Genomic DNA, 19,143 nt, shown 5'->3' on the forward strand with positions numbered 1-19,143 from the left:
GCAAATTGGCCTATTTCACTGCCCTGGGCCCAGCCCTAACCTAGTGCCCAACAACCCATTCCCCGGATCGAGGGCATAACAAAATGACTGAATACAAATTGGCGCTGGTTGGCTTTGGTGGTGTTAACCGGGCATTGGCTCAGCTGATTGCCGAACGCAACGAACAGTGGAAAACAGAACTGGGTTTCACCTTGAAAATCGTTGGTGTGACTGACTTGTTTCTCGGTTCGGTGATTGGCCGCGAAGGGCTGGACGCCAATGTGCTCGCCCAATTGCCGGCAGTCAAAGGTGCATTGGCGCAACTGTCGGGTGGCGACGTCACAGCCCTCAATGAAGCGGTGATCAAGGACTCCGGCGCGGACATTATTGTTGAAGCCACGTTTACCAACCCGGTGGACGGTGAACCGGCAACTTCGTTCTGCCGTTGGGCGCTGGAGGGCGACAAACATGTCGTCACCACCAACAAGGGCCCCATCGCCCTGCACGGCGCCGAGCTCAAGGCACTGGCTCGACGCAAGCATGTCGCCTTTGAATACGAAGGCTCGGTCATGAGCGGCACGCCGGTTATTCGCCTGGCCCGGCAGGCGCTGGCAGGCAGCTCCATTGTCGGTTTTGAAGGCATTCTCAATGGCACGTCCAACTTCGTGCTCACCAGCATGGAAGGCGGCCTGGGGTTTGCCGAGGCCGTTGCCAAGGCTCAGGCGCTGGGTTACGCCGAAGCCGACCCGACGGCGGATGTAGAGGGTCATGACGTACGCCTCAAGGTGGTGATCCTGGCGAATGAACTGCTGGACGCGAAGCTTACGGTCAGCGACGTCACGTGTAGCGGCATTTCATCCCTCAGCCTTGGCGACATCGAAAAAGCCCGGCAGGACGGTGCGCGCTGGAAGCTGATCGGGTCGGCGATGCGCCATGCCGACGGCTCGAKCAGTGCCAGTGTCGAACCGCGGCTGTTGAACAACGACCATCCGCTGGCCAGTGTCGGCGGCGCGACCAACGCGGTGTCGTTTACCTCCGAACTGCTCGGTGCGGTGACGGTTTCAGGGCCGGGAGCCGGGCGCACGGAAACAGCGTTTGCGCTGCTCTCGGACATCATCAGCATCCATCAATCCATTGCCCGCAACCAGGAGTAAACCCTGTGAAATTATCGCGCCTGGTTCTGGATATCGTGGAGCCGCCCATTGAAGTCTTTAACGCCTATGACGGTTCCGTCATCGGCAGCGTAACGAATGTCTGTGCGTCGCAAGTTCCGCAGTTGTTGGAGACTGGGCGCAGTGGTGCACGAGCGTGCGCGCAGTTAGCGCGTCATCGTCGGGCTCGCATTCTTGAGCAAGCCGCAATCAACATCGAACATGATGCCGGTGTGTTTGCCAGGCTGATCGTCGACGAGGCCGGGAAGACCCTCAAACAGGCGGAAAAGGAGGTCAAACGTTGCGTCAACACCCTCAAGCTGTCGGCCGAGGAGGCCAGGCGCAATGCCGGGGAGGTGGTGCCTTTCGACGCTTATGAAGGCTCCGAATCGCGTCAGGGCTGGTTTTCCCGTGAGCCTCTGGGGCTGATCGTTGCGATCACGCCGTACAACGATCCGTTGAACCTGGTGGCGCATAAGCTCGGTCCGGCCATTGCGGGCGGTAACGCGGTGATTCTCAAGCCCTCCGAGCTCGCGCCATTGTCGGCCATTAAACTGGTGTCTTATCTGGTCGCCGCAGGCTTGCCTGAGTCAGTGGTCACAGTCGCCACCGGCGGCGCGGAACTGGGCAAGGCGTTGGTCGCCGCCCGTGAGGTGCGGATGATTTCCTTCACCGGCGGTTTCGTCACCGCAGAGCAGATTGCCCGCACGGCCGGGTTGAAGAAACTGGCCATGGACCTGGGCGGCAATGCGCCGGTAATCGTCATGGGCGACTGCAACCTTGAGGCCGCTGTCGAGAGTTGCGTGTCCGGAGCTTTTTGGGCAGCGGGGCAGAACTGCGTAGGCACTCAGCGTTTGCTGATTCAGGCGTCGATTTATGAAGCGTTCCGGGAGCGATTCGTCAGCCAGGCCCGTGCGCTTGTGGTCGGCGATCCATTGCTGGCCGACACCGATATCGGCCCCATGATTACTGCGCAAGCCGCGCAGAATGCCGAGCAAGTGGTGAACGAGGCCTTGCAAGAGGGCGCCACGTTGCTCTGCGGCCATCGGCGTGCAGGATCGTGTTACGCCGCCACCGTGTTGGAAAACGTCGATCATGCCAGTCGACTCTGGCGCAATGAAGTCTTCGCTCCGGTGGTGGTATTGCAGCTGTTCGAAACCTTCGATGAAGCCATCGCGTTGGCCAATGAACCCGAATACAGCCTGCATGCCGGGATCTTCACCAATGATCTGGCTACCGCGATGAGCGCCGCACGGAGGATCGAAGCCGGGGGAGTGATGATCAACGACTCTTCCGACTACCGCTTCGATGCGATGCCGTTTGGCGGTTCCAAGTACGGTAGCCTGGGCCGGGAAGGGGTGCGTTTTGCCTACGAGGAAATGACCCAGCCCAAGGTGGTGTGCCTTAACACGTTGGGTTAGTCGATTCGCGGTAAGTGGATCAGCTCGTATGGCATTGGGTCGGTTTGGTCACCGGCCCAATGCGTTTTGCTGAATGGGGAGAAAGGAGAAGTTGAATATTTTCACTGAGCTGATAATCGCCAAGAAAGCGTCTGTTGCAATCTGAGGGGCGGTGAGATCTGAAGAATGACGACTTCTGGCGGTTTTGTGCATGTCGTGACTGACCCTTTGGGCCATAAGCGGTCGGTGACAGGCTAGTGGCAAATCGAATGCAAGCGGGCGCGCTATCACCGAATTAACTGAATCTTATAGCGATGCCCTGACCACCAATGGACAATCAACTGGCTGGGCTCCCGATACGTCGAGGGTCTCGATCAGGTGCCGGGCAGCCTTGCGACCGATCTCGTAGTACGGCAGTTGCACCGTGGTCAGCGGCGGGATGAACAGCTCAGCCATACCGATCATGTTGTCGTAGCCGAGCACGGCGACATCGTCGGGAATTTTCAGGCCACGGCCCAACAATAGCTGATAGGCACAAAAGGCAATGCGGTCGTTGCCACAGATCAGAACATCGAACCGGGGACGACCCTCGATGATGTGCCGGTCGAGGATGGCTGCGGTTTCACCATAGGCATCATGATCGGAAAGGTCGTATTGCAGCAGTGCGTCAGGCGCCAGGCCGAATGCCTGACAGGCACGCTGCAGGCCTTTTTGTCGCAGGCCCCAGGCCAGACTCTGTTTAGGCAGATTGATACACAGAGGGCGCCGATAGCCTTGGCTCAACGCGTGATGTACGGCGCGATACTGCCCAGATTCGTCGTCCGGCACATAACTGACCAGGTGACTGTCATCGGCCAGGCAATTGGCGAGTACCAGGGGTTTGCTTTTCAAGCGCTCGGGAATGCATACCTGGCGAAACCCCATGGCGCTGAAGATCAACCCGTCGGGACGGTGCGACAACATCAGGTCGATGTTCTGGTCGGTGGGCGGGTTGCTCAACAGGTTGAGGATAAAGACATTCCAGCCGGCTTGCTGTGCGGTCTGTTCGATGGACAGCAACAGTTCGACCGCGAACGGTGTGGTCGCGGTGTCCAGCGCGAACACTCCGATAGTTCGCGACTGGAGGTTGTCGCCGCGCATCTTGCGCGCCGACAGGCTCGGTACGAATTGCAGTTCATCAATGGCGCGCCGCACCCGTTGAAGGGTTTCGGGGCTCAGTTTTTCCGGGTTATTGAGCGCTCGAGAAACCGTCATCAGGGACACGCCGGCCAGCTGTGCAACGTCTTTCACTGAAGTCATGCGAGGTGAGCCCGGTCAGGTTGACGCAGAATCATGACACAGGGCCCGGGCTTCTCGCGACTCGAATGACGCTGCTCACAGCCATCCGCCGCTCATAGCCATCCAGAGCCGAGAGGCCATGCCTTGGGAATCGAGACACGCCCGCCACTTCCGTTGGCAAACAGCTTCACGCCCAGACTGTCGGGCCGCGGATAGAGGCGACTGCTGAGGCTGAAGCGCCCGTTCTCGTCGAACACCTCGATGGACGAGCGATCGAGAAACACACGCAGTTCCAGTCGCTCTTGTGTCGGATCTATCGCCACGCTGCGCTGGCCGGTGACTTGTGCACCCGAGCGGCTGCGGTCAAGCACCAGACGCTGCAGCGATGCATCGTAGTAGAGCAGGGTTTCTTCCTGGCCATCGTCGCTGCAACGCAAAGCGATTCCCAGGTGGCCGTCGGTGCAGCCGAGCAAATCCAGCTGCACATGGATTTCGAGCCTGTCGCCATTCACTTCCCGCACCCATCGGGCTCCCGACCCATCCCACCAGGACGTGCCCGGCAATGGCGCCTTGCGCAGTGCGGTCAGCTCCCGTGCCGGATACACGCAAAGGCGATCGGCGCACAGTTCAAGTTCGCGCGGCAACCCGAGCATGCCGCACCAGTGATGGGCCTGGCTCGGCATCGGGCTTTCCCACATGTCGAGCCACGCCCACACAAGGCGGCGACCGTCGGCGGCCAGTAGCGTTTGTGCGGCATAGAAATCGTGGCCGTTATCCAACTCGATAAAAGGCCCGCCCGTGAAGTGCCATTCGCTGTCGAGTCGGCCCACTCGATAACCGGTCTGGTACTTGTTGAGCCGTTCGTAACCCTCGGGTTGCATGCCTTGGGGGGAGTACAGCAGCACATCGCGCCCGTTCAGTCGGAACAGATCCGGGCACTCCCACATATAGCCATCGCCCTCACTGCCACTGGACACATAATCAAGGAACTCCCAGGCGTGCAGATCCGTGGAACGGTATAGCGGCAGCAGCGGTTTATCACCCAGACGCGCGCCGGCAATCAGGTACCAATAGTCATCCTCCTGCCATACCTTGGGGTCACGAAAGTGCATGATCGTGTCTTGCGGCGCGTTCTCGATGACGGCGCCATGCTTGACGAACCGGATACCGTCGGTGCTGGTGGCCAGGCACTGGACTTGGCGGATCGAGCGTTCGTCTCCCACGTCCCCCAGCCAGGTGTGCCCGGTGTAGATCAGTGCCAGGGTATCGCCACACACCACCGCGCTACCGGAAAAACAACCGTCACGGTCGAAGTCGTCGCCGGGCGCCAGCGCAATGGGCAGATGTTGCCAATGGACCAGATCGGCACTCTTGGCATGCCCCCAATACATCGGGCCCCATTTCGCTTCGAAGGGGTGGTGTTGATAGAACACGTGGTATTCGCCACGAAAGTACACCACACCGTTGGGGTCGTTCATCCAGCCCACCGGGGGGGCAAGATGATAATCGGGTCGATAGTCCTGGATGACGCGAGACAGGCCGTCACCCAGGGCGCGCTGCGCAAGGTCAAGGGAAGAAGACATTGGATCGCTCATGGTATTCAAAGACAAGGTCATAGGGCGCGTGCTCGGGCTGAGCGTAGAGAGACGTCATCCGGCAGGGTTTCAATGGCTTGTGGGTGGCGACTCAAGGCAGTGCCGTCGGCGTCGAACAGGTGCAGATTGCCGAACTCCAGCTGCAGCTCGACCTGATCGCCCACCTGCCATCCGGCGTTGACCTCACAACGACAGATCAGTGGCTCGTCCTGACCTGTATCGAGGTGCACATAGGTTTCACTGCCCAGGTATTCGACCCCGGTCACGACGACGCCGGCAGTTCCCTGCGCCGCCTTGAGCGACACGTGTTCCGGGCGAATCCCCAGGCTCAGTGGGGCGTCCACCGCCAGGTTCGAGCTGTCGAAGGGCAGGGCGGTCATACCCAGGACGGGAGTATCGACCAGGCTGGTTTTACCCGGGACATGCAGGCGTGCCGCCAGAAAGTTCATTCTGGGCGAACCGAGAAAACCGGCGACAAAGCGGCTCGCCGGGCGCTCATAGAGTTCGCGCGGTGAGCCGACCTGCTCTACGCGACCGCCATTGAGTACGACAATTTTGTCGGCCAGGGTCATCGCTTCCACTTGATCGTGGGTGACGTAGATCATGGTCGAGCCCAGTCGAGCATGCAGCCGGGCGATCTCATTGCGCATCTGCACCCGCAAGGATGCATCCAGATTGGAGAGCGGCTCATCGAACAACAAAATGTCCGGCTCACGCGCCATGGCTCTGCCCATTGCCACACGCTGGCGCTGCCCTCCAGACAGTTCCTTTGGCTTGCGTTGCAGCAGTTTGTCCAACTGCAGGATTTGCGCGGTTTTCAGCACGCGCTCGCGCAGGCTGGTCTTTTCAGTCTTGGCCAGTTTGAGACCAAAGCTGATGTTGTCGTAGACGCTCATGTGCGGGTACAGCGCATAGGACTGAAACACCATGCCGACGCCACGCTCGCGCGGCTCCAGGTCGTTGACGCGACGCCCGTCGATCAGCAGGTCGCCGCCGCAGATCGAATCCAGCCCGGCGATCAGGCGCAGCAGGGTTGATTTTCCGCAGCCCGAAGGGCCGACGAACACCACGAATTCACCCGCCGCGATTTCCAGGCTGACGTCGCGAAGAATCCGCGCGCCGCCCAATTGTTTGTTTACGTTGTCCAGTTTCAATTTAATCACGATGCTGTTCCTTGTCTTTGTTGGGCATCAACCCTTTAACGCGCCGGCAGTGAGACCGGAAACGATTCGGCGCTGGAAGATCAGCACCAGAATCACCAGTGGGACGGTGACCAGCACCGATGCAGCCATCAACAACCCCCAAGGCAATTCATGAGGGCTGCCGCCGGAAATAAGGGCGATGGCGACCGGCACCGTGCGTTGGGTGTCGGTGAGGGTGAAGGTCAGGGCAAACAGGAACTCGTTCCACGCGGCGATGAAGGCCAATAAGCCCGTGGTGACCAGTGCGGGCCAGAGCAGCGGCAACAGCACTCGGGTCAGCGTGACCCAGGGGGACGCGCCATCCATGATTGCCGCTTCTTCCAGTTCATGGGGCAGTTGCCCCATAAATGTGGTCAGCACCCAAACGGTGAAGGGCAGGGTGAAAATCGTGTAGCTCAGGATCAACGCCCAGGACGTGTTGTACAGGCCCAACGCGCGGATCACTTCGAACAGCCCCGACAGCACGGCGACCTGGGGAAACATCGACACGCCAAGCACCATCATCAACACCGTGCCACGCCCACGGAACTTCACCCGGCCCAAGGCATAGGCGGCGGTCAGGCTGAGGAACAACGCCAGCGTCACCACACACAGCGCAACCACCAGCGAGTTACCGATGGCCCGCAGGAATGAGGCTTGGTGGAGTACCGCCGAGTAATTGGAGAAATCGGGGTTATCGATCCAGTAGCTCACCTCGAACAAGGCGCTGGATGGCTTCAACGACGTCACGATGGCGTAGTAGAAAGGGAAAACCGCATACAGCAGCAATACCCCGATCAGACACCAGAACCCGAGGCGCAACAGCGTTTTTTTCAGCAGGCGCGGGCTCATGAGCGGACCTCCAGTTGACGGCGTCCGAGGTAGAGATAAAGCATGGCGATGACCGCAACCACCAGAAACAACAGCGTCGAGGCTGCGCTGCCGTAACCGACGTCCTGGAACTCCACCAGGTGCTGGCGGGCATACACCGACATGCTCATGGTGCTCGACGAGTTCGAGGTCAGCACATAGATCACGTCGAATACCCGCAGCGAGTCGAGGATGCGGAAGATCGCCGCCACCAACAAGGCGGGCATCAGCAGGGGAAGCGTGACACGCCAGAACACCCTCAGCGGATGAATGCCATCAACCCTCGCGGCTTCGTAGCAATCGCTCGGCAACATCTGCAAGGCCGCCAGCATCAGCAGCGTGACAAACGGCACGGTCTTCCAGACGTCGACGAGGATCACCGCCCACATCGACAGGTCCGCATCGGCCGTCCAGGCCAGGGGCGCGTCAATCAGGCCGAGGCTCAGCATCATGTGATTGATGATGCCGAACTGGTCGTTAAGCATCCATGACCAGATCTTTGCCGAGACAATGGTCGGAATCGCCCAGGGAATCAGAATCATCGCACGCACGAGGGAACGGCCGGTGAACTTGATGTTGAGCAGCAACGCCACCAACAGTCCCAGTACGACTTCCAGTCCCACCGACACCACGGTGAAATGCAAGGTGTTGCGCACCGCGTTCCACCACTGAGGATCGACCAGGATGCCCGACCAGGTGGAACCGTTGCGGAACAGATAATTGCTCAGGCCGATGAAGGATCCGCCACCGGTGTCCGACAGACTGGCGTCGGTCAGGCTGAACCAGAATGTGCGCAGTAGCGGCCAGGCTGCCACCAGGGCCAGACACAGCAGCATCGGTGTCAGAAATAGCCAGGCGGCGCGTACTCGGCGACGTTGTACGGGCGTTTCCCTGGTGAGCAGGAGCTCGTCGCAGGGGGCAGTAGTAGAGACAGACATGGTGATTTCCTTCCTTGTGGCTTACCAGTTCCGGCGTTTGATGCGCGTGAGTTCGCTTTCCAGTTCGGCCAGCGCCTGATCCACAGGCAACTCGCCCGCCAGCACACCATGCACTCGATCGAAGAACGCATTGGAGACCCGTGGATAGCGATCGGCAGTGATGGAGGCGGGGCGCATGACCCCATCGTTGAGAATGCTATGGAGCTGACTGTAATAAGGCATTGCCGCGAGCAATTCGGGATCCTGATACAGCGACTCGATCACCGGGTTATAGGCGGCAGCCAGAGCACGATGTTTTTGCTGTTGGGCACTGGTCAGGTAGCTCACCAGTTCTGCGGCAAGTTTTGGATGGGCGCTGTAACGCGACACCGCCAGGCCCCACCCACCGAGGGTGGAGGCATGGGTACCGGTCTCGCCGCCACGGGGCAGGGGAGCGACGCCGACTTTGTCTTTTACCGCACTGTCCTGGCTTTGCACCAAGGCCCAGACATAAGGCCAGTTACGCATGAACAGCGCATTGCCCGACTGGAATACGCCACGGCCTTCCTCCTCGGTGTAGTTGAGTACGCCACGCGGGGAGATGTCTCCTACCCAGCTTTTCGCCAGGGTCAATGCCGTTCTTGAGGCCTGGTTGTTGACCACGATGTCGCCTTGCGGATTGACCAGCCCGCCTTGCGGTTGGCTGCTGATCCACTCCAGCGCATTACACGTCAGGCCCTCGTAGGCGCGCCCTTGAAAGATGTAACCCCAGGCATTGGGGTTCCCGGCGTTGCGCTCGGCTTGCTGAACATCCCTGGCCGTAGCGGTCATTTCCTCCCACGTCTGGGGAACCTGCTGGTTGTACTTCTCGAGCAAGTCCTTGCGGTAATACAGCAGGCCCGAGTCGGTGAACCACGGCATCGTCACCAGCCGTCCGTTCACCGTGGCGTTATCCACTTGTGCCTGGAAGTAGCCCTGGGTCGCATTGGCAGGAAGCACTTCGCGCAGATCCATCAGATGTTTGGCCAGCATCCCTGGCCACACCATATCGATCTGAATGATGTCGATGTCGGAGGACTGCGCACTGAGGATCTGTTGGTAGAACGACAACCTCTCGGTTGCCGAGTTAGGTGTTGAGACCACCTCGACGTGGTTGCCGGTCTGTTTGGACCACGCCTCGACAGCCTCTTTGCAGAGTTGTAGCTCCGCACCCACCGCGCCGCAGGAGATCGTTAAATCGGCTGCGCTCGACAGGGACGGAAGCCCGACACAAAGGGTGAGCAGTGCTGCTGGAAGGACAGATTTCAGCTGTTTCATAAAGCCCTCTTTATTTTTGTTTTTAGAAAAGTTAACGTTAACATCGCCAAATGTAGCAGCGTATTAGCGATGAGGCATCCTTTTTTTCGTCGATTGCGACAATTCGCAACTCACGAAAAATGGCCGGTCGCGGGAACGACACAATAAAAACAAAACAGGAAATTCACATGCAGAAAGCATCAAGCTGGCTACTCGCAGGCGTGCTCGGCACCTCGGCGGTAACCTCTCAGGCCGCGACTCTGGAAGAACGCATGGCCGCGTTCGAAGCCCGTGCCAGCGCCGCGGAAAAGCGTGCAGCCGCAGCCGAGCAGCAAACCCAGGCACTTGCCAGGGAATTGCAGCAGATCAAACTCGCCACTGCTCCCTTGCAGCCCGCCGCGTCTAATGCGGCAGTAATTTCGGCGCCCGCTTTGGATACCCGACTGGCAAAACTCGAAGCCCGTCAGCAAAGCCTGGAGAAAGAGGGCAGTACCGGACACCTCACTGATGGGTTCAGCTTCAACGGCTACGCCCGCTCCGGATTGCTGATCAACGATCGGCTGGGTGGTGGTCGTGGCGGCCCTTATACAACTCCTGCCGGTTCAGTCGGTGGTGCAGTCGGGCGACTCGGTAACGAAGACGACACCTACATGCGTATAGACCTGTCGAAAGAAAGCTATGCGCAAAACGGCACCCGTTCCAAATTCACGGTCTCCATCGCCGACGGTGTGGAAAGCACCAATGACTGGACGGCCGACGAAAGCAAACTGAACGTGCGCCAGGTATTCACAGCGCTTGACCATGTCGCTGCGTTCAAGGGCAATTCAGTGTTCGAGAACGCCACCCTGTGGGCAGGCAAGCGATTCGATAGAGATAATTTCGATATCCACTGGCTGGACTCGGACGTTGTCTTTCTGGCCGGCACCGGGGGTGGAATCTACGATATGCAGATGAACAAGAATTGGCGTTCGAACTACTCTTTGATCGGGCGTAACTACGGGGATTTCAGTCAAGGCGATCTTAGTGCCGATGTAGAAAGCTACATCCTGACCTCCAACCAGTTCTTCGAGGATGGTCAGTGGCAGTGGATGTTCAATGGCATCGGCGCAAAGAAAAACGATTTCGGTACCCGCACCAATGCAGCGGGTTTGACGCCTGCGGATTCCGGCTTGCACAGCATGCTGGCCAATCACCAGAAAAACTTTTTCGGCAGGGAAGGCTTCTTCAAAACGGCGCTGCTCTATGGGCAAGGTCTGGGAGCCGAGGTCAAGAACATCGGCTCGGATGGCGAACTCATCGACGATGCCCGCGCTCTGCGTCTGGCACTTTACGGTGAGACACCCCTTGCGCCTGACTGGCGTATCGGCCCCAGCTTGCTGGCCGAACAGAGCAAGGATAGATACGTCAAGGGTGACGACTACCGCTGGCTGACCCTGAACGTGCGTTTGGCCAATAAAATCAACAGCAATTTCGAGATGGCCTACGAAATAAGCTGGCAAACCATGAACCTCGACCCGAAGGACTATCTACAACGTAATGCGGTCGACGGTAACTTTTGGAAGTTCACTGTCGCCCCGACATTCAAACCTGAGGTTGGAGATCTTCTCACACGTCCCGAATTGCGAGTGTTCGCAAGCTTCATGAACTGGTCTTCGGATCTGGACAAATTCAGTACCACAGACTCCTTTGGCATGACGGACTTCAAAGCCGGAGGTGTATGGCAATACGGTATACAAATGGAAACCTGGTTTTAATATTTGAACGTGTTCGGCCAACATCTGCTTTGAGGTTGGCGATGAGAACTTCTCTGACTTCAACAAACCCTGCCTTTCATCAAAGCGCATTGAGTAAGTGATTACCGGTCTGATCTGATCAGCCAGCAGTTCCCTACGACAAAATATTGAGGAAATGACGATGGTATTGCCTCGCGCAATAGTGTTTGGCGAAGCCCTGACCGATCTTGTCCAAGGCACTCCCGGACAGTGGAAGGGCTACCCGGGTGGTGCTCCCTGGAACGTTGCACGAGCGCTAAGTCGCTTGGGTGTCAGCAGTGCTTTTGCTGGGTCGGTGAGCATGGATTCACTGGGTGACGAGATAGTTTCGCAGTCGGAAGTGGCAGGATTGGATATGAGGTTTATCCAACGGGTAGACCGAGATCCTTTGGTTGCCATCGTTCCATCGAGCCGTCCCCCAAGATACTTTTTTGCTGGAGATGCCGATCTGTTTTTTGATCCGGATCTGATGCCCGAAGGATGGATCAACCATGCAGAGCTGTGTCATTTCAGCTGCATCAGTTTGGCTCGACAGCCACTGGCAGACAGGCTGGTTAAAATTGCTCAGCAGGCCAAAAAAGCCGGTAAACGGATTAGCTATGATCCGAACTGGCGCAATTTAATGGATAGCCATTATCGGGAGCAGACCTTCCCTACGATGACCACCCTTGCTGACATGATTAAGCTTTCCGATGAAGACCTTCGGCAAATTTATCCAGGGCTGACAGAACACCAGGCAATGGATGAGCTTCGCGCTCTTAATCCTCAGGCGCAGATCCTTTTTACCCGAGGAGAACACGGGATGATTCTCCACACCCCGGACAGCCAACTCGATCAGCCGGCGATTGCCGTGAAGGTGGAAGACACGGTTGGAGCAGGAGACGCTTGTATGGCTGGTTGGCTGGCTGCGCAGTTGCTGGGGATCGTGGACTTGAGAGAGCGCCTGCAATTTTCAGCGGCTTGCGCATCCATATCTTGCCGCCATGCCGGAGCCCATGCTCCAGCGCTAGCTGATGTGGAAGGTTTGCTGCAGCTGCTAAAACATACTTGACCATGGTTGCCGGCGCCGGGGAGTTGTCTAAGTAAATTCGGCAGTTCTTCGGTCGGAATGATCTTCACCGGTATACGCGCGACCTTCTCGGCACCGCGCAATTTTATGCCGGTTTCAACCTTGCCCGGCCCAGTGACGATGTGTCGGGGCTCCACCATAGGTCTCCATCTTTCAAGGGTATGTCCCCAAACATCAGGCAAGAGCTGGGCCAACCCGCGCAAGGCCCATTGGMAGGGGCGAGAGAGGATGGGAGGTGGCTGTTGTAACGCCTTGCAGCTGTAAAGGCCTTTACACCGCTGCTGCCAACGGCGGGAGTGACTGCTATTCAAATCAATGGGTTAGTTTGTGGCATTGGGTGTGCAGCAGGGAATGTGTCAGCACGAAGCTGGCCAATCTCGTACAACAACAAGTGAGACCCTCATGACCCACAAGAACAACCTGAATGACGCTCTGCCGGGAATGCGCGGCATGCAGCATATCGGCATCACGGTGCCGAACCTGTCCGAGGCTGTTGCCTTCTTCGTCGAGGTGCTTGGCTGCGAGCCATACTTCACCTTTGGCGAATTCCGTTTTGAAGACGACTGGATGGAGCGGCACCTCAACGTGCATCCGCGCGCGTCTATTCGCGACTTCCAGATGGTCCGATGTGGCAATGGCACCAACCTGGAAATTTTCGAGTACACAGCTCCCGACCAGAATCGTCGGTTGCCCCGCAACAGCGACGTCGGCGGGCACCACTTGGCGTTCTATGTGGACGACATGGAGGCAGCGGTGGAGTACCTGCAGTCTCGTGGCGTGCAGGTACTGGATACTCCATCGACCTTCACCGATGGCCCGGCCAAGGGCCTGACCTGGGTGTACTTCCTGGCGCCTTGGGGGTTGCAGCTGGAGCTGGTGAGTTTCCCGGACGGGATGGGCTACGAGAAAGGCGTGACGCGCCTTCTCTGGGACCCGCGCACACCTGAGCACTGATTCGACTTGAAAGCCCGGCCGGCCCGGCTCGGGCCGGTTACGGGCGTTTGAAACTATTGGTTTAGCTGTCCAGGGCGTTGGGAGGAACGATGTTGTGAAGCTTCATCCAGCGATATAGGGTCGGGCGCGACATGCCGAGCTCGCGTGCCGCGGCGCTGACATTCCAGCGTTGCCCGCGCAAGCAGTCCTCGATTTCGCGTGCGTGGGATGTCTGTTGTTCCTGCACGGGAACCGAACTCCTGGCCTGTCTTTGATTGACGCTTGGCAGGCATTCTTCGGGCAGGTCGTTCACAGTGATTTCATCCGTCTCCGCGGTGGCCAGCGCGTACTGCAACGCATTGCGCAGCTCGCGGATATTGCCTGGCCAGGCGTAGCCGAGGAGAGCACTCATGGCGTCGCCCCGGATTCGTGCGGGACGTTGGCGCTGTTCACAGAGCTCTCTGAAAATGCGTTCTATCAGGTAGTTCCTGTCGGCCCGTTCGCGCAGCGCCGGCAGGCGCAGGATCGCGCCATTGAGGCGGTAGTAGAGGTCTTCGCGGAACTCGTTTCGTTCAATCAACTGCCGCAGGTCACGGTGACTGGCCGCGATGACGCGGATATTGACCTTGATCGGTTTTTCGCTGCCCAGTGGCATCACTTCCTGCTCGGCAAGCACGCGCAGCAGCCGCGTCTGCAGATGCAGCGGCATGTCACCGATTTCATCGAGGAACAGTGTGCCGCCATCGGCCTGCTGGATCAGCCCTCGCATACCCTTGCTGCGTGCCCCGGTGAAGGTGCCTGGCTGGTAGCCGAAGAGTTCGCTCTCTATCAATGACTCAGGCATTGCCGCGCAGTTGATGGCGACGAAGGGGGCCTTGCGCCTGTTGCTGCTGTCGTGCAAAGCGCGGGCAAGGCGTTCTTTGCCGGTACCGGTTTCGCCATTGAGCAGCAAGTTCAGCGGCTCGCTGCACAGTCGCTTGGCACGAGCGAGCATCTTGCGCATGGCGGGGTCATCGTCGGAGAGCTCATCCAGCGGGCAGCGTTCCTCACTCGAACGTTGAGCTTGAGGGGCAACGGGCGTTCGGCTGGGCTCCATCAACGCGGCATAGAACAGGGCGTTTTGACGGTGGGTACGGAACGCGCGTACCTGGTCGGGGCTGGCGCGGGGGATGCCGAAGATGTCTTCAGGTTCGCAGTCGAACAGATCCTGGATACCGATCCGGCGCGCCAGTGCCGAAGGCCGCTCCGGCAACTGCAAGCCACATTCGGCGAGCAGTACACGGGCCGCGGTATTCGCCGCCAGGAGACTGCCATCCCCGGCAATCGCCAGCAGGTACTGGCGATTGATCAGGACGAACTCGCGGGAACGGTCGAAGCAGAGGATATGAGCTTCACGGTAGCGGCGCAGGAAGTAGGCATCCTCGATCATTCGTGCGTACTGCTTGACCAGTTGCAGGGCGAATTGCTGGGAGTCCTTGGACGGTGGTGAATTCAATGCCGAGATATCCAGCACGGCCAGCAGCTGCCCGTGGGGATTGAAGATGGGCACTGCGGTGCAGGTCAKGGCGATGTGATGAGCGCTGAAATGATCATGGTGGTGGCAGGTCAGCGGCAGTTGCTCCTTGATACAGGTCCCCACCGCGCAGGTTCCTGCGTGGTTCTCGCTCCAGTCGGCGCCGAGGTACAGGCCGGTCTTGCGATGCGCCGCCTCATCCAGTGGATCGCCGAGGAACTGCACGGTGATCCCCCGGCTATCGGTGAGGAGAATGACGTACCCCAGCTCGGCGATGTGGCGGTACAGCTGCTCGACGCCTGCACGGGCCACGTTGATCAGCTCGTCCGCGTGGTCCTGGTGTTCCCGCAATACCTGACGCGGAACAAACCGCGGTGGCGCGGGCTTGGCCGGATCCAGACCGTAATCCTGGATACAACGCTTCCAGGACCGGGTGATGATGGACTCGTGCCCAGCGCTATCGCTGGCGTAGGACAGCACAGTGTCGATGTGCAGGCTGGGGGTCGAAAGGGTGCTCATGCGGCCTCCCGGGCACGGGATGAGGGGTCCGTGACGATCTTGTTCTTGTTTGGCATCAGCACGTGGGGGGCGGGCTGGCACGGTTGCAATCACATTACGAGTTTAGCCCTGCGCTGTCACTTCCCTCGTTGATCGCGGCCGGACCACCGTCAGAAGACCGGTAAAGGGTCACCCTTATTGGTTGGCGGTGCCCGGCAATGCCGCCGCTGCGATCTCGCACTCAGTTCAGGTATCGCCAGCCTTTACGTATGTAAAAGGCTTGGACGGATGCTTACAGGTGTAAAGCCTTCGCTTTACAGGTCATGCTCGAAAGATGTTTTTTTTGAGTGCTAAAAAATCATTTAAAAACAGTAAGTTAGGATCTGTTTTTGGCATTGGCACACAAGTTGCTCCTTCACTATCGAAGGGGCCGAAAAGGCACCCGGACTAATAACAATAACGTCGGCCACACCTGTTCCCACCTTACAGGCGTGCCGGCAAAAGCCTGGAGCTCTGCCATGCATGACTCTTCACCCCTGAGAGGCCCTCTGAGCCGTCGGCGCTTCCTCAGTCTTTCGGGGCAATCGGCCCTGATCATCGGCGCTACCGCCGTTTTCAGCCAGCTCATTCCCGTCACCGCCATCGCCGACGACGTGTTGCCCCGGTTGCCCGCCGGGCTGCTGCAGATGGGGCGCGATATCTATCCCCATGACCGGCTCGGCGATGCACCGTATGCCAAGTCGCTGGTCGAGCTGCTCGGTAAACATCCGGACCTGGTCAACGATGGCTTGAAGGCCCTGCAGGGGCGAGCCCGCGCCACACAGGGGCGGCCTTTCGAAGAGATCGTCAGCGAGGACGATCGCGTCGCTCTGCTTCGCGAGATCGAGACTACGCCGTTCTTCCGCGAAACCCGCAGTGCGCTGATGTTTGGCATCTACGACAACAAGACGCTGTTCCCACTGTTTGGCTACGAGGGCTCGTCGGTGGAGAAAGGTGGCTATATCGCGCGTGGCTTCAACGACCTCGACTGGCTCTGATCAGTCTTTTCTTCGCGGCTCCATCCATTCCAACAATGAGGGTTAACCCCATGGCAGCGAAATACTCCCAGGACGACAGCGATGTCGTCGTCATCATTGGCTCGGGCGCCGGCGGCGGGACCCTGGCTCACGCCTTGGCCAAGCAAGGAATCCGTACCGTGGTGCTGGAAGCCGGCAAGCGTTACGAGATGTCCGACATCGAAAACGATGAGTGGGCCATGTTCAACAAGATTTCCTGGCTCGACAAACGCATCGCCACCGGCGGCTGGGACGTGGCGCGCAACCACCCGAACCTGCCGGCCTGGATCGTCAAAGCGGTGGGTGGCAGTTCCGTGCACTGGGCCGGCGTGGCCCTGCGCTTTCGCGACTTCGAGTTTCGCATGCGCACCGAGAACGGCGATATCAAGGGCGCCAATGTGCTGGACTGGCCAATCAGCTATGAGGAGCTGGAGCCCTGGTACGTCAAGGCTGAGAAGCACATGGGCGTGACCGGTCCAAGCACCGGAATGCCTTATCACCAATGGCACAACTCCTTCAAGGTCCTGGCCACAGGCGCCCAACGCATTGGCTACAAAGAAATCCAGTCCGGCCCGATGGCGATCAACACGCAGCCCTATGACAGTCGTCCCGGGTGCATGCAGATCGGCTTCTGCATGCAGGGCTGCCGCATCGGCGCCAAGTGGTCGACCCTCTACACCGATATCCCCCGCGCCGAGGCTACCGGCAACTGTGAGGTGCGTCCGCAGAGCATGGCGCTTCGCATCGAACATGATGCCCGCGGCCGAGTCACCGGGGTGGTTTACGCCGACGCCGAGGGCCACCAGCAGCGCCAGAAGGCCAGAGTGGTGTGCGTGGCCGGTAACTCCATCGAGTCGCCGCGCCTGTTGCTCAACTCCGAGTCCTCGATGTTCAAGGACGGCCTGGCCAACTCCTCCGGTCAGGTTGGGCGCAACTACATGTGTCACACCACCGCAGGCATCTACGCAGTGCTGCCCAAGCCGATTCACATGTATCGGGGCACCACCTGTGCCGGAATCATTTCCGACGAGTCCTACAACAACACTTCGCGGGGCTTCGTCGGTGGCTACCGGCTGGAAATCCTGTCCCTCGGCCTGCCGTTCATGTCCGCCTTCCTCGATCCGACCCCGCAGGGCTGGGGCCGTGCCTTCGCTTCGCGGATGGAGCGTTACGACCATATGTCCGGCGTGTGGTTGTGCGGTGAGGACCTGCCCATGGAGAGCAACCGCATCACCCTCCACGGCGCCGAGAAGGACCAGTACGGCCTGCCCGTCCCGGTGGTGCACAAGGACGACCATGCCTTCGACACCGCCATGCGTAATCACGGTGTGGAGCAGACCCGCAAGTGCTACGAGGCGGTCGGTGCCACCGAGGTGATCCGCCTGCCGTCTTACCCGGCCAGTCACAACATGGGCACCAACCGCATGAGCGCCAAAGATTCCGACGGCGTGGTGAACAAATGGGGCCAGAGCCACGACATTCCCAATCTATTCGTTTCTGACGGTAGCCAGTTCACCACCAGCGGCGGGCAGAACCCGACCCTGACCATTGTCGCCCTGGCCCTGCGCCAGGCCGAGCACATCGGCGCGTTGATGAACCAGCGCGCCCTCTGAGGAACCAATCCCATGACCACGCCCAGCAAAGCCCAGCGACTGTGGATGCTCGAGCAGATGCTCGTCAGCCGTTACCTGGAAGAGTCTATCGAACGAATTTACATGGAAGGCAAGACGCCTGTATTCAACATGGCCAATGGGCCAATTCCCGGTGAGATGCACCTGTCCAACGGTCAGGAGCCTTGCGCCGTCGGTGTCTGCGCCCATCTCGCGGTGGAGGACATCGTTACCGCCACCCACCGCCCGCACCACATCGCCGTGGCCAAGGGCGTAGACCTGGACGAGATGGTCGCCGAGATCTTCGGTAAAAAGACCGGCCTGTCTGGCGGCCGCGGCGGCCATATGCACCTGTTCGACGCACGGGTGAACTTCTCCTGCTCCGGCATCATCGCCCAAGGCATGGGCCCTGCGGTTGGTGCTGCGTTATCGCGCCAATTGCAGGGTAAGTCCGGAGTCGCCGTGGCCTACCTGGGTGAAGGCGCAGCGAACCAGGGAGCCTTCCACGAAACCCTGAATCTGGCCGCGTTGTGGAAGCTTCCGGTGGTCTTCGTCATCGAGGACAACGCCTGGGGCATCTCGGTGGCCAAGGCCTCTTCGACTGCCATCGAGCGCAACTACCTGCGTGCTGCCGCTTATGGCATGCCCGGCGTGTTCGTCCCGGGTAACGATGCCGATGCCATCTTCGCCGCGGCCGGTGAGGCCATTGCTCGGGCCCGTGCCGGTGAAGGGCCGAGCCTGATCGAGATCGAAACTCACCGCCTGGCCGGCCATTTCATGGGTGACGGCGAAACCTACCGTCCTGCCGGCGAGAAGCAAGCCCTGCTGGCGAAGGACCCGATTCCGGCTTACCGCCAACGCCTGTTGGATCTGGGCGTGCTGGACGAGGTCGGCGCCGCCGCCATTGAAGAACGTGCCCGGGGACGCGTCGACGCTGCGGTGCAGTTCGCCCGCGACAGTGCCTATCCGGCACCGCAAGAAGCTCTGGAAATGGTGTTCGTGTGAACGGAGCCCGCCACAACAACG

Annotated in this window: 15 protein-coding genes and 1 pseudogene; 8 read left to right on the forward strand and 8 right to left on the reverse strand. The window is 59.4% G+C overall.

All coding sequences use genetic code 11. From position 1 onward, the window contains the following. Positions 1–83 precede the first annotated feature (83 nt). Positions 84–1,133: a homoserine dehydrogenase gene (locus AC1DRN_RS23465; protein WP_477786813.1), complete on the forward strand. Its 1,050-nt coding sequence runs from the start codon at positions 84–86 to the stop codon at positions 1,131–1,133. 5 nt (positions 1,134–1,138) lie between these two features. Beyond that, on the forward strand, positions 1,139–2,551 hold the full coding sequence (locus AC1DRN_RS23470; RefSeq protein ID WP_223458758.1) for an aldehyde dehydrogenase family protein: 1,413 nt from the start codon (positions 1,139–1,141) through the stop codon (positions 2,549–2,551). A 285-nt stretch (positions 2,552–2,836) separates the two neighbouring features. Here the strand turns inward: AC1DRN_RS23470 and AC1DRN_RS23475 are convergent, their stop codons facing one another. From AC1DRN_RS23475 to AC1DRN_RS23500, 6 genes are all read right to left on the reverse strand, one after another. Continuing rightward, entirely contained in the window at positions 2,837–3,829 is a 993-nt protein-coding gene (locus AC1DRN_RS23475) for a LacI family DNA-binding transcriptional regulator (protein ID WP_223458760.1), read from the reverse strand. A 92-nt stretch (positions 3,830–3,921) separates the two neighbouring features. Then, a complete protein-coding gene (locus tag AC1DRN_RS23480; RefSeq protein ID WP_223458762.1) occupies positions 3,922–5,424 on the reverse strand; it encodes a glycoside hydrolase family 32 protein in 1,503 nt (500 codons plus the stop codon). Further along, positions 5,421–6,566, reverse strand: a complete 1,146-nt coding sequence (locus tag AC1DRN_RS23485; protein ID WP_223458764.1) for an ABC transporter ATP-binding protein — start codon at positions 6,564–6,566, stop codon at positions 5,421–5,423. Before AC1DRN_RS23485 ends, AC1DRN_RS23480 begins: the two co-directional genes overlap by 4 nt. A 27-nt stretch (positions 6,567–6,593) precedes the next feature. Next, a complete protein-coding gene (locus AC1DRN_RS23490) occupies positions 6,594–7,436 on the reverse strand; it encodes a carbohydrate ABC transporter permease (protein WP_223458766.1) in 843 nt (280 codons plus the stop codon). Next, positions 7,433–8,392, reverse strand: coding sequence for a carbohydrate ABC transporter permease (locus AC1DRN_RS23495; protein ID WP_223458769.1), 960 nt, complete (start codon positions 8,390–8,392; stop codon positions 7,433–7,435). Before AC1DRN_RS23495 ends, AC1DRN_RS23490 begins: the two co-directional genes overlap by 4 nt. A 21-nt stretch (positions 8,393–8,413) precedes the next feature. Further along, positions 8,414–9,688, reverse strand: a complete 1,275-nt coding sequence (locus AC1DRN_RS23500; protein ID WP_223458771.1) for an ABC transporter substrate-binding protein — start codon at positions 9,686–9,688, stop codon at positions 8,414–8,416. A gap of 167 nt (positions 9,689–9,855) precedes the next feature. On the opposite strand from AC1DRN_RS23500, the gene AC1DRN_RS23505 reads away from it, so the two are divergent. After that, positions 9,856–11,421: a carbohydrate porin gene (locus tag AC1DRN_RS23505; protein ID WP_223458773.1), complete on the forward strand. Its 1,566-nt coding sequence runs from the start codon at positions 9,856–9,858 to the stop codon at positions 11,419–11,421. A 160-nt stretch (positions 11,422–11,581) separates the two neighbouring features. Beyond that, on the forward strand, positions 11,582–12,490 hold the full coding sequence (locus AC1DRN_RS23510; protein WP_223458775.1) for a carbohydrate kinase family protein: 909 nt from the start codon (positions 11,582–11,584) through the stop codon (positions 12,488–12,490). A gap of 38 nt (positions 12,491–12,528) precedes the next feature. Here AC1DRN_RS23510 and AC1DRN_RS23515 read toward each other — a convergent pair. Then, positions 12,529–12,648 (reverse strand): annotated as a pseudogene (locus tag AC1DRN_RS23515) (lipoyl synthase); the annotation flags it as partial. Between the two features lie 262 nt (positions 12,649–12,910). On the opposite strand from AC1DRN_RS23515, the gene AC1DRN_RS23520 reads away from it, so the two are divergent. Then, positions 12,911–13,462 (forward strand): VOC family protein, encoded by a 552-nt coding sequence (locus tag AC1DRN_RS23520; RefSeq protein ID WP_223458777.1) that lies wholly within the window; start codon positions 12,911–12,913, stop codon positions 13,460–13,462. 61 nt (positions 13,463–13,523) lie between these two features. Here AC1DRN_RS23520 and AC1DRN_RS23525 read toward each other — a convergent pair whose 3' ends face one another. Then, a complete protein-coding gene (locus AC1DRN_RS23525) occupies positions 13,524–15,473 on the reverse strand; it encodes a sigma-54-dependent Fis family transcriptional regulator (RefSeq protein WP_477786814.1) in 1,950 nt (649 codons plus the stop codon). A 497-nt stretch (positions 15,474–15,970) separates the two neighbouring features. Here AC1DRN_RS23525 and AC1DRN_RS23530 point away from each other — a divergent pair, with 497 nt between their 5' ends. The 3 genes from AC1DRN_RS23530 to AC1DRN_RS23540 are packed head-to-tail and all read left to right on the forward strand — an operon-like array spanning position 15,971 to position 19,122. After that, complete coding sequence (locus AC1DRN_RS23530; RefSeq protein ID WP_223458781.1) at positions 15,971–16,489, forward strand: gluconate 2-dehydrogenase subunit 3 family protein; 519 nt, start codon at positions 15,971–15,973, stop codon at positions 16,487–16,489. Positions 16,490–16,539: 50 nt separating this feature from the next. Next, the gene (locus AC1DRN_RS23535) at positions 16,540–18,120 is read left to right on the forward strand and encodes a GMC family oxidoreductase (protein ID WP_223458784.1); all 1,581 of its coding nucleotides are present in this window, start codon (positions 16,540–16,542) and stop codon (positions 18,118–18,120) included. A gap of 12 nt (positions 18,121–18,132) precedes the next feature. Beyond that, positions 18,133–19,122 carry a thiamine pyrophosphate-dependent dehydrogenase E1 component subunit alpha gene (locus tag AC1DRN_RS23540; protein ID WP_223458786.1) on the forward strand — a complete coding sequence of 330 codons (990 nt, stop codon included), beginning with the start codon at positions 18,133–18,135 and terminating at the stop codon, positions 19,120–19,122. The last annotated feature ends 21 nt before the right edge of the window (positions 19,123–19,143 follow it).

This window comes from Pseudomonas sp. P5_B3 (genome assembly GCF_056400405.1).